At 62.6% G+C, this 12,436-nt stretch carries 3 protein-coding genes and 1 pseudogene (1 of these 4 only partly in view); 1 reads left to right on the top strand and 3 read right to left on the bottom strand.

Features of this window, described 5'->3' with window-relative positions:
- Positions 1 to 1,286 (top strand): annotated as a pseudogene (locus M0814_RS07400) (hypothetical protein); the annotation flags it as partial.
- A 1,225-nt stretch (positions 1,287 to 2,511) separates the two neighbouring features.
- On the opposite strand, the gene M0814_RS07395 reads toward M0814_RS07400, so the two are convergent.
- The 3 genes from M0814_RS07395 to M0814_RS07385 form a co-directional block, all read right to left on the bottom strand.
- Complete coding sequence (locus tag M0814_RS07395; protein WP_003224216.1) at positions 2,512 to 4,467, bottom strand: MacB family efflux pump subunit; 1,956 nt, start codon at positions 4,465 to 4,467, stop codon at positions 2,512 to 2,514.
- A 2-nt stretch (positions 4,468 to 4,469) separates the two neighbouring features.
- Positions 4,470 to 5,618, bottom strand: coding sequence for a macrolide transporter subunit MacA (macA, locus tag M0814_RS07390; RefSeq protein ID WP_003224213.1), 1,149 nt, complete (start codon positions 5,616 to 5,618; stop codon positions 4,470 to 4,472).
- Positions 5,619 to 5,684: 66 nt separating this feature from the next.
- Positions 5,685 to 12,436, bottom strand: the 3' portion of a protein-coding gene (locus M0814_RS07385) for a non-ribosomal peptide synthase/polyketide synthase (protein WP_348773072.1). Its footprint extends 11,092 nt past the window's final position; the window shows 6,752 of its 17,844 coding nt (coding positions 11,093-17,844); the start codon falls outside the window, past its right edge; its stop codon occupies positions 5,685 to 5,687.

Below are 12,436 nucleotides of genomic sequence, written 5' to 3'. Positions count from 1 at the left end.
CGTGGACCGTGGGAGTCGCGCTGGAACTGCTCGCCCCGTCGATCAAGGAGAACAACGGCGACAGCGCACTCAACCCGCTGCTGGTCAGGGACACCTTGACCATTGTGGTACCGGACAACCCCGAGTTGCGGCCAACTGATGAAATCATCGTCACCTGGACTGGCGCTGACGGCACGCCGGCCGGCGGGTCGCACACCTCAGTGCCGCGTGCGGTAAGCGAAGGGCTTGAGTTTGAAATCCCGAACAGCGTGGTGGCGTTCAACCTGGGCAAGCGGGTAAAAGTCTCCTACGTCGTCATCATTGATGGCCATCCAACACCGTCCCGGGTATTTGACCTGACGGTGCAAGCAATGCCGCAGAGCGCACTGGCCAGCCCCACCATCGAGCAGGCCGACAACGACGGCGCCGGCCCGGAACTGTATACCGGCGACTTGACCCAAGCTTCCGTACGCATGGGTGACTGGCCGCTGATCGCCCTCGACCAATACGTCTGGTTGCGCCTGTACGGGACCAATGCCGACGGTAGCGCCTACGCGCGCGAGATCTGGAGCGCGCCGACGGCCTTCACCAACGACGACTGGATCGCTAACCAGTTCTTCACTTCCGATATTGCAATCGCTGAAATCAAAAACCTGCAGGATGGCAGCAACCTGGCATTGGAGTTTAAAGCGGCGCTTGGTCAGAGCACGGTGGAGAGTGAGGCGGTTGTATTCCCTGTGCGTACCTACACGATCAAAGCGGCTCTTGCTCTGGTTATCAATACCGAGCCTGTATCGCTTGGCGGCTGGATTTTCCGTTCCGATCACACCCCCACAAATCCTCCGGCTGGCAGTTTTGTCGACAGGCAGGCAAGCGGGGGCGTCCCACCCTATCAATACTCATCAAGCAACTCGGCGGCCGCAGAAGTGAATATCACCAATGGTCGGGTGATTTCCAAAGGCAACGGTACCGCTGTCATTACGGTTCGCGATAGTGCAAACCAGACGGTGTCCTACCCTGTTTCAGTCTCGAACGTGTATCGAATCTTCGGAACCAGCGTGTTCAATACCTATACCCAATGCAGCAATGCGGCGGCTAATCAGGGTGGGCGAATTCCGTCCTTGGCGGAGTGGCGTTCATATATCAGCACCTATGCGGGCTTAGCGACAGAAAGTGCATGGTGCTGGGCGGCTGATTCGGCCGGCACTGGCAAACGCTGGGCGATTTATCCGGCCACAGGAGAAACGAAGGCTTTAAGAGATCTGGGTTTTGGAGGCGACACGGCAAACGGGTACGGCATCAGGTAATCCGGGCTTGATACCCCGCAACCGCCACCTACTCAGGACAATCTGAATACAACGGATAAGGGTAGGGACTTATTTAATGGCAATCTCGAGCAGGCTCACGTCTACAAGGGATCTTTGCCGGGCACTTAAGCAGTGACCAACGCAGATCCACTGTGGGAGCGGGCTTGCTCGCGAAGAGGCCAGATCTGCCAGCGCCTATTCCTTGGGCACAACATTATCCATTTCGGACATCAGCGGGAACTCCGATCGAGTTACCTTGAAAGGATTACTCACTGTAGGAGCTGCCGCAGGCTGCGATCTTTTGATCTTGTTTTTTAAAGCAACGTCAAAAGATCGCAGCCTGCGGCAGCTCCTACAGGGGACCGGGCAGTTAGTTCGGTACGCGGCGGCCGTCCAGTACTCGGTTGACCATCAGTTCACTGAGCATGATCACCTGATGCAGCATCAGCATGGCCCGGCGCTGTGGGTTGTCGCCGATGTCGCGGGCCATGTCGCTGGCGGCCGCTAACGACTCTGAACAATAGGAGCCATCACCCTCGCTACCAAACGGCGGGTGGCGGCCATGCGCGGGTTGGTAGACCGGTCGAATTGGGAAACCCGGCGCTCACGAATGAGCCCCACGCATGCCCACCATACAAAGCTATTCCTCAAAAAAGGGACAGCAATGAAGGTGTCGCAATACAACTCGAGACGGGCTACCAAACCCCATCACTGTTTTGCAGTGACAGAGAAACGATATAGCCCGGCCCATAGCCGTGTAAGCCGGCGGATTCTGGCGTACGCGTAGGTAACGGCGCAAGGTGTTGTAGCCGGTATGGCGTAACGGTTCGTGTACTTTAAACGTGCTTGCGGGGGTGCGTTTATGTGCGGGGTCTACTCTGTTGTTTTGATGTTGTCTGGCAGGCCGCTTTCGCGAGCAGGCTCGCTCCCACAGTTGGAACGAGTGCATTCAGTTGGGAGGGTGATCGGCTTGTGGGCCGTCATCGCTGGCAAGCCAGCTCCCACAATTTGACCGAGAGCATTCAGTCAGGGATTGGTCGGCTCGTAGGCCGTCATCGCCAGCAGGCTGGCTCCCACAATTGGATTGGGTGCATTCAGTTGGGGACCGGTTGGCTGTCAGGCCGCCATTGCCAGCAGGCCTGGACGAAAAACAGGGACGGGTTCATGACCCGTCCCTTTCGATTTGTGCACTTCAGGCACAAGCCCGGCCAATCAGCTCCGGCAATCAGTCCCGCGCCAGCGCCTCGATCGGGTCCAGGCGCGAAGCATTACGCGCGGGGACGAAGCCGAAGACGATGCCAATCAGCGTCGAGCAGATCACCGCCGTCACCACCGAGGCCATAGAGAAGACCATCTCCCACTCCTTGATGAACAGCGAAAACAGGTGGCCGATGGCATACGACAGGGAAATGCCGATGGCCCCGCCGAGCAGGCAGACCATTACCGCCTCCACCAGAAACTGCTGACGAATGTCCGACTGGCGGGCGCCGACCGCCATGCGAATGCCGATCTCGCGGGTGCGCTCGGTGACCGACACCAGCATGATGTTCATCACGCCGATGCCGCCGACCACCAGCGAAATCACCGCGATCAGCGACAGCAGCAAGGCCAGCGAGCGGCTGGTTTTCTGCACGGTCTGCATCACGCTGTCGAGGTTGTTGGTGTAGAAGTCCTTGATGCCATGACGTTGCAGCATCAATTGGGTAACGTGATTTTCCACGACTTTGCTCGACTGGCCGTCCTTGATCCGCACGCTGATGCTGTCGAGGAAGCGCTGGCCGAGCAGGCGCCCGGCAGCGGTTTCGTACGGCACCCAGACGTTCAGGGTCTTGCCTGAGGCAAACAGGTTTTTGTTCTCGGCTGCCACGCCGATCACCGTGCACGGCAGGTTGCCGATCAGGATCACCTGGCCCAGCGGATCGACGCCCTCGGCGAACAGCCGATGCCGGGTGTTGTAGTCGATCACCACCACCTGCGCCTGGCGCCGTGCATCACTCTCGCTGAAGGTGATACCCGCCTCCAGTTTGATTCCGCGCACCTGAAAATACTGCTCGCTGACGCCGTTGATCTGCGCGTCGAGGTCGATGTTGCGATAGCGCAGGAGCATGCTGCGGCCGACCACCGGGGTGGCGCTGTCGACGTAATACAGCTGATTCAGCGCGGTGACATCCGCCGGCACCAGTGTCTCGATTGAGGCGGCGCGCTTGTCGCCGAAACTGGTGCCGGAATAGATATCGATGGTGTTGCTGCCGATCGCCGAAATGTCCTTGAGCACGTAGTTTTTCGCGCCCTCGCCGATCGCCGAAATCGACACCACTGAAGTGATGCCGATGACGATCCCGAGCATGGTCAGCAAGGTGCGCATGCGGTGTGAAATCAGCGCCACCCAGGCCATGTTGAAGGCTTCCTTGAACAGCCCGAGGCTGGCCACCAGGCGGCGGGTCGCCGGGGGTTTTGGCGGCACGTCTTCACCCGGCAGTTGCCCGGTATCGCGCTGGTTGCGGCGGTCGCTGAGGATTTCACCGTCGCTGACTTCGATGATGCGCTCGGCGTTGGCCGCGACTTTCGGGTCGTGGGTCACCAGAATCACCGTGTGCCCGGCCGCGTGCAGCTCCAGCAGGATGCGCATCACTTCCTTGCCGCTGGCGGTGTCGAGGGCGCCGGTGGGTTCGTCGGCGAGGATCACTTCCCCGCCGTTCATCAAGGCCCGGGCGATACTCACCCGCTGCTGCTGACCACCGGAGAGCTGGCTCGGCCGGTGGGTCAGGTGCCCATCGAGACCCAGACGCGCCAGCAGCTCACGGGCGCGGGCGTGGCGTTGCGGCGCGGGAATGCCAGCGTAAATCGCCGGCATCTCGACGTTGTGCATCGCGCTCAGGTGCGGCAGCAAGTGATAGCGCTGGAAGATGAAGCCGAAGTAATCGCGGCGCAGCTCAGCCAGCGCCTGATCGTCAAGGTCGCGGGTCTCCTGACCGTTGATCTTGTAGCTGCCGGCGGTGGCGTAATCGAGACAGCCGAGGATGTTCATCAAGGTTGACTTGCCGGAGCCGGAGGCGCCGATGATCGCCACCATTTCCCCGGCATTGATCGTCAGGTTGATGTTCTTCAGTGCGAGAAATTCACGGTCGCCAGCGGTAAAACTGCGGGTGATGCCGGTCAGTTGCAGTAACGGCTGCGTCATGCTCAAGCCCCCGCCACGGCGGGCAACGGATCACCGATCACCACCCGCTCGCCTTCGCTGAGGCCTTGATTGATTTGCACTTTGACGTTGTTGTTGATCCCGGTCTGCACGTTGCGCGACTGCGCCTGGCCCTTGGCGTCCAGCACCCGCACCGGAAAGCTGCCATCGGCGTTGCGTGGCCCGAGCGCGGCCACCGGCACGGTCAGCACCGATTGCGCGGTATCGAGGACGATGCGCACTTGCGCGGTCATGGAAATGCGCAAGCGATGGTCGGGGTTGGGCACCTCGAACAGCGCGTTGTAGAACACCGCGGTGTTTTGTTTCGGCGTACCGGCCGGCGGTGTTTCGAGGAAGTTCTGCGGCGCCGGCTCGGTGCCGCGCAGCTTGCCGTAATAGCGTTTGTCTTCACCGAGAATGGTGAAATACACCTCCTGCCCCGGCGCAATGTGGATCACGTCGGCTTCCGACACTTGTGCCTTGATGGTCATGGTGTCCAGATCTGCCAGTTTCAGCAGCACGGGTGCCAACTGATTGGCAATCACGGTCTGGCCTTCCTGGGTGACGATGCCGACCACATCGCCATCGATCGGCGCGACGATCCGCGTATACGCGAGGTTGACCTTGGCGGTGTCGATCTGGATGTGCGCGCTCTTGATCTGCGCGTCCAGCGACAGCAGGTTGGCCTGCTGCACCTCGTAGTTCGATTGCGCAGTCTCGAAATCCTGACGCGAGATCGAGGCGTCTTCCTGCAGGTTCTGATAACGCTCGTAAATCGCTTTGGTCTGCTTGAGCTGGGCTTGCGTGGCACGCTTTTGCGCCTGCAGGTTTTCCTCATCGACCTGAGCCTGACGCAGGGTGTTCTGCAGCACCAGCGGATCAATCTCGGCCAGCCACTGGCCCTTCTTCACCTTGTCGCCGACCTTGACCTTGAGCGACTTCAGTTGCCCCGACACCTGAGCGCCGACGTCCACCTGCTTGACGCCTTCGAGCAAACCGGTGGCAAGCACGGTGTTTTCGATATCCGAGCGTTCAACCGGCGCCGTCTGGTATTTCGGCGCTTCGGCGGGTGCCTGCACCGTGTACAGCACCAACCCGGCCACCGCCGCCAACGCCAACCCCATACCGACTTTGCGCAACTTCGACTTTTCCATAAATAACCACAAGTCCGTTCAGGGATGAACCCGGCCAGTGGCCGGGTCTTGATAGAGAAACAACACTCAGGACAGCACTTCGCCGACCACCAGCGACAGACCGTCATGCCACCACGCGGCGAAACTGAAGACGTTGGGCGCCTTGAGAATCGTGAAGTGGTTGCCCGGCCCGTACCACACCGCCAGATCGCTGACCTGCCGCTGCCAGCCTGCAAGCACCGCCGCCTGTTCGCGCTGATTGCCCCACTCGTCCAGCGTCGGGTCATCGACCAGCACCAGTCGCACCGGCCCGGTGTAGGCCAGACGCGGTTGATAGACCGTGCGCAAGGCGCTGGCGAAGGTCCGCACCGGGCCGTACATCGCATTCGGCGCCGCCCGCTCCGACAACACCCCGGCACGCACCATGCCTTCGTGCAGCAGGCGCAGTTGCGTGCTGTCATCGGCGTTGGCGAAGGTCGCAGGATCAATGCCCAGCGATTTGCCACAGGACAGTTGCAGGGTGTCGATCAACCGTTGCAGCGCGGCAGTGGCCGTGTACGGCTTGCCCGCCGTGCCGTCACCGCCCGGCGCTTCGCTGTCGATCAACGTCAGCGATGCCACCTCGCGCCCGGCCGCCTGCAACTGCGCGGCCATGGCATGCGCCACCCAGCCGCCGAACGAATGGCCGATCAGGTGCAGCGGCCCTTGCGGGTGAATCTGCTCGATGGCCTGCAGGTAGAACGCGGCAGCGGCTTCGACCGCGCTGTGCGGCACACTGACGCCGTCCAGCCCGCGAGGTTGCAGACCGATGATCGGCCATTCCGGGCCGATGGCCTCGGTCAGGTGAATGAACCCGGTGACACTGTCACCCGCCCCCGGCACACAGAAAATCGGCGCATGCCCCGGCTGCCCGGTCTGAATCGTCAGCAGCGGTTGATACAGCGTCGGCTCCGGCGTCACCAGGGTTTCCAGTGCCTGGGTAATGGCCTGGCCGAGTGCCTGGATGTGCGGGTGCTTCATCATGGTCCGGTGATCGCCGGGGATGTCGATGCAGTGCAGCAAACCAATATCGAAGCGCTCTTCCCAGCCGCGCGTCGGGCTCGGCAGCGACTGGCCGTCCATCAACTCCTGTGCACGGAACAGATGGATCGTCTGGCTCGCCGGGCTGACCCGGTAATGCGCCAGCGCCAGGCGATGCGCCGCTTCGCGATCAAAGTAATGCCAGGCGTCCGTCGCGCTGACCGCCGCCAGTTCCGGATCGGTCAGTTGCTGTGCCTGGCAACGCTTGAACAGCTCGGGGAAATCCAGTTGTTCGACTTGCGCTTCCAGCGCTTGCACCGCCGCCAGTGCTGCCTCGCTTTCGGCACCGAGCATCAGCGAACGGCCACGGCAATGGCCAAGCAACTGGCGCTTGTCGAGGCCCTCGCCGCTCCACAGCGCCTTGTCCTGGGCGAGCGGGTTTGGCGCGTAGCTGTCGAGCATGCCGATGAACTCCACCGGCTCATCGAGGCCGAGCAATTGCTGCGCGACCTCATGCGCCAGCACCCCGCCGAACGACCAGCCTGCCAATCGATACGGCCCATGCGCCTGCACGGCGCGGATGATCCCGACCATGCGCTGCGCCATGCACTCCAGTGTGCGCAATTGCGCTTGCCCCAGCGGCACACCGGGCAGGCCGTAAATCGGGAACTCACCACCGATGTGCTGGGCCAGCGTCGGGAAATACACGTCCCTGCCGCTGAATTCGTGCATCAGGAACAGCGGCGTACCGTGCGTCCCGGCACGCACCACGACCAGCCCTTCAGGCTGACTGAGCGCCTCGCCCTGACTGAGCAGCGCAGCGGCAGACTCGACGCTCGGATGCTGGAACAGTTCGGCCAGCGACACTGGCAGCCCGGCCCGTTGCATCAGATTGACCAGCTTCACCGCCAGCAACGAATGCCCGCCCAGTTCAAAGAAGTTGTCATGGCGACCGACCTGTTCGACGCCGAGGACTTCACCCCATATCTGCGCCAGCGCGGTTTCGACGTCACCCTGTGGCGCCACGTTTGGGCGGTTGATCACGGCGTCCGCTCCCGGCTCCGGCAGGGCTTTGCGATCAATCTTGTCGTTTGGTGTCAGCGGCAAGGCGTCGAGCCGCACAAACGCGCCGGGCACCATGTACTCCGGCAGGCGCTCCAGCACATGGCTGCGCAAGGTTTCCAACGATGGCGCGTCGATGTCGGCGCGCAAGCTGTACCAGGCCACCAGACGCTCATCGCGCACCATCACCACCGCTTCACGAATCGCCGGATGTTCGATCAGCCGCGCCTCGATTTCCCCCGGCTCCAAGCGCAAGCCCCGCAGCTTGATCTGGAAGTCGTTGCGACCAAGGAATTCCAGCTCGCCGTGATTGTTGTAGCGCGCCAGATCTCCCGTGCGGTACAGGCGATCACCCGGCACAAACGGACTGTCGATGAAGCGCTCGGCCTGCATTTCCGGCAAACCGTGATAACCGCGCGCCACGCCGACGCCGCCGATGTGCAACTCACCGCTGACGCCTTGTGGCACTGGTTGACCATTCGCATCGAGCACGTACAACCGAGTGTTGCTCAAGGCTGTGCCGATCGGCACCACGCTCTCCGGCACTGGCATGTCCGGTTCCAGCGTCCAGCCCGTACTGTCCACCGTGGTTTCAGTCGGGCCGTAAACGTTATGCAACCGCACCCACGGCAGGCGATCGCGCACCTGGCGGGCCAGCGCGGCACTGAGTTCGCCGCCACCATTGAGTACATCGGTCAGGCTGGTGCACTGCTCGACACCGTCCTGTTCGATGAACTGCTGCAGCAGCGCCGGAACGAACTTGACCACCGTCACCTGCTGCTCGCGAATGGTCTGCACCACATACGCCGAATCGCGGTTGCCGTCCGGCCGCGCCAGCACCAGACGCATGCCGGAACACAGCGGCCAGAAGATCTCCCACACCGAACTGTCGAAGCTGAACGGCGCTTTTTGCAGCAGCGCGCCGTGTTCGGTCGGCGGACTGAGCTGCGAACCCCAATGCACCATGTTGCAGGCGCTGCGATGCTCGATCATCACGCCCTTCGGCAGCCCGGTAGAACCGGAGGTGTAGATCATGTACGCAAGGTTCGAAGCACTCAGGCCCGGCACTGGCGAATCGTGATCCGGCAGGTGCTGCCAGGTACTGCGGTCAAGGTCGATCACCGTGGCGGCCGCTTCATCGAACAACCCGCGAGTAGCGGTCTGCACCAGCACCGCGGTCGGCGCGCTGTCCTTGAGCATGTACGCCAGACGCTCCGCCGGATACCCCGGATCCAGCGGCACATACGCACCACCGGCCTTGAGGATGCCGAGCAGACCGACTACCAGATCCAGCCCGCGCTCGACGCAGATCGCCACCCGCGCATCCGGCTGCACGCCGACTTCGCGCAGGTGATGGGCCAAGCGGTTGGCGCGCTGATTGAGCTCGCGGTAGGTCAGGTTGCCTTGCGCGGATTGCAGCGCGATGGCGTCCGGTTTGCGCCGCACCTGCGCTTCGAACAAGCCATGCAGTGGTTGCTCCAGCGGGCAATCGACCTCGCTGGCATTGAAGTCGATGAGCAAGCGCTGTTGCTCCTGCCGGTCCAGCAACGGTACTTGCGCAAGCACGGCCTGATCATCGTTGACCAGCGCCGCCAGCAGCCGCTGGAAGTAGCCGACAAAACGCTGCACCGTCGACTCATCGAACAAGGCCGTGGCGTAGCGTAGTGAACCGCGAATCCCGTCGGGCGAATCGCCGAGGCTCAGCGACAGGTCGAATTTCACAAAGTGACTTTCGCCGGCCACGCCTTCCAGGGTCAGGTCGCCGAGGGTCAGGCTCGGACCGTCGTTGTTGTCCCAACTGAGCATGGTCTGGAACAACGCGCTGTGCGACAGACTGCGGACTGGTTTGCTGATGTCCACCACTTGCTCGAACGGCAGATCCTGATGCGCCTGAGCGTCCAGAGTCTGCGCCTTGACCCGCGCCAGCAGCGTCTCGCCGCTTGGCTCGCCCGAGGTATCGATGCGCAGCGCCAGGGTGTTGACGAACATGCCGATCAGGCCTTCGATCTCGGCGCGGGTGCGGTTGGCCACTGGCGAGCCAATCACCACGTCGTTCTGCCCGGACAAACGACTGAGCAACATCGCCCATGCGCTCATGATCACCATGTACGGCGTCACCGCGCGACGCTGACACAAGGCTTTCAAACCGGCGCTCAACTGTTCATCGAGCAGCATGTCGACGCGGCTGCCGGAATAGTCCTGCTGTGGCGGACGCGGACGGTCAGTGGGCAGGGTCAGCAGGGCTGGCGCGCCGGCCAGGGTCTGCTGCCAGTAATCGCTCTGGCGCTGCAGCACCTCGCCACTGAGCCAGCGCCGCTGCCACACCGCGTAGTCGGTGTATTGCAGCGCCAGCGGCGGCAGCGGATCGTCTTCGCCACGGCTGAACGCTTGATACAACGCGGCCAGCTCGCGGGTCAGCACGCCCATCGACCAACCATCGGCGATGATGTGGTGCAGCGTCAGCAACAGCACATGATGATCATCCGCCAGACGCACCAGACGTCCGCGCAGCAGCGCATCGTGCTGCAGATTGAACGAAGCGCAGGCCTGCTCCTCGATCAGGCCGCGCAAGGCGTTATCAGCCTGCGGGTGCTGACGCAGGTCTTCCAGCGGCAGCAACAGACCGGTGTCGGCCGGCAGAATCCGCACCTGCGGCTGATCGTCGATCTGGCTGAAGCGGCTGCGCAAGGTTTCGTGTCGGGCGACGATGCGTGCCAGTGCCCGTTGCAGCGCATCTTCATCCAGTCGACCGCGCAAGCGCAGACCGACCGGGATGTTGTAGGCGCTGTTACCGCCGTCCATCTGCGCCAGGAACCACAGGCGTTGCTGAGCGAAAGACAGCGGCAATAGCTGATCGCGGGGCGCCGGCAAAATCTCCGGCAAGGTGCTGCGCCCCGCCCGGCTCAGCACCTCGGCGACAGCGGCCAGCTCGGGGTTGGCGAACAGCTCGGCGAGTGTCAGCTCGATGCCCAACTGCTGGCGCACCTGCGACAGCATGCGCATCGCCAGCAACGAATGCCCGCCCAGTTCGAAGAAGTTGTCGTGACGACCGACCTGTTCGAGCTGCAACAAGCCAGCCCAGATCCGCGCCAAATGTTGTTCCAGCGCCGAGATCGGCGCGACATACACCCGACTGAGCATCGCTGCCTGTGTCGGCGCCGGCAGCGCCTTGCGGTCGACCTTGCCGTTGTTGTTCAACGGCAGCCCATCCAGTTGCACCCATGCGGTCGGCACCATGTATTCCGGCAGTCGTGCCAGCAACTGCGCGTGCAGATCGGCGCTGTCCAGGCGGCCGGCGTGCGCGGTGTAGTACGCCACCAGACGCGTGATGTCCTGACCATCGCGGCGCGCCAGCACCACCGCTTCCTTGATCCCCTGGCAGTTGAGCAGGCGGTTTTCGATTTCGCCCAGTTCGATACGGAAACCACGAATCTTCACCTGATCGTCATTGCGCCCGATGCAATCGAGCTGCCCCGGCGCCAGCCAGCGTGCGAGGTCGCCGGTGCGATACAGCAGCGCGCCCGGTTGATCGCTGAACGGATCGCGCAGGAACTTCTCGGCGGTCAGATCGGCGCGGTTCAGGTAACCCAGCGCCACGCCCTGCCCGCCGATGTACAACTCGCCGGTCACGCCCATCGGCACCGGTTGCTGATGCGCGTCGAGCACGTACACCTGAGTGTTGGAGATCGGCGCGCCAATCGGCACGCTCTCGGCGTTTTCCGCCACTTCACGCACTTCAAATGTCGTGGCGTAAGTGGTGGTTTCGGTCGGACCGTAGCAATGCACGATGCGCAGCGCCGGCGCCTCGGCCAACAGTCGACGGAACGCCGCCGGGTCGCCGCGCTCACCGCCGCACAGCAGAATGCGCAAGCCTTTCAGGGCCTGCGGAATCAGTTGCACGTATTGGTTGAACAGCGCAGTGGTGACGAACAGCACGGTCGCCCCGGAGGCGCTCAACTCACGACCGAATGCGTTTGGATCAAGCAGGGTCTGATGATCGATCACCAGCACCCGCCCGCCGTTGAGCAGCGGCCCCCAGATGTCCATGGTGCTGGCGTCGAACGCCGGGTTGGAGGCGAACACCACGCGGTCCTGCGGGTTGAAATCGGCGTAACCGTTGTTCAGCACCAGGCGGCCGATGGCGCGGTGCGGCACCATCACGCCTTTCGGGGTACCCGTGGAGCCGGAGGTGTACATGATGTACGCCAGCGCTTCCGAGGATTGCAGCAGGTTCGGGTTGTGCGTCGGTTGGCCGCTGAGGATCAAGCGGTCGAGGTCGATGCGTGGTGCCGCGTAGTCGATGTCTTCACTGCTGAGGGTCAGCAACGCCGCCGCGTGACAGTCCTCGACCATGAATGCCTGACGCTCGCTCGGCGCGTTGATGTCCAGCGGCACATAGGCCGCCGCGCACTTGGCAATCGCCAGTTGCGCCACCAGCAGTTCCAGCGAGCGTGGCAGCAGGATCGCCACGTGATCGCCCGGCTGTACGCCTTGGCTGATCAAGTGATGCGCCAGACGGTTGGCCTGGGCGTTCAGCTCAAAGTAGCTCAACGAATGCTCGCCATGCACCGCCGCCACCGCCTTCGGATGCGCCGCTGCCTGCTGCTGGAAAATCCCGTGCACGGTCAGGGTTTGCGGGTATTCGCGTGCGGTGGCGTTGAAGTCGTAGAGCAAGCGCTGACGCTCAGACTCGGCGAGTAACGGCACCCGCTCCAGCACGGTCTGCTCATCGTTGACCATCGCCGCCAGCAGGCGCT

The sequence above is a fragment of the Pseudomonas sp. MWU12-2020 genome (genome assembly GCF_023100605.1).
GTDB classification, from domain to species: domain Bacteria; phylum Pseudomonadota; class Gammaproteobacteria; order Pseudomonadales; family Pseudomonadaceae; genus Aquipseudomonas; species Aquipseudomonas fluorescens_H.
The sequence above is the reverse complement of the archived record's forward strand: the minus strand, read 5'-3'. Positions and strand labels throughout refer to the sequence as shown.

Coding starts and splice junctions, on each gene's coding strand:
- macA (WP_003224213.1), bottom strand. CDS start 5,618: ATGGAAAAGTCGAAGTTGCGCAAAGTCGGTATGGGGTTGGCGTTGGCG.
- M0814_RS07395 (WP_003224216.1), bottom strand. CDS start 4,467: ATGACGCAGCCGTTACTGCAACTGACCGGCATCACCCGCAGTTTTACC.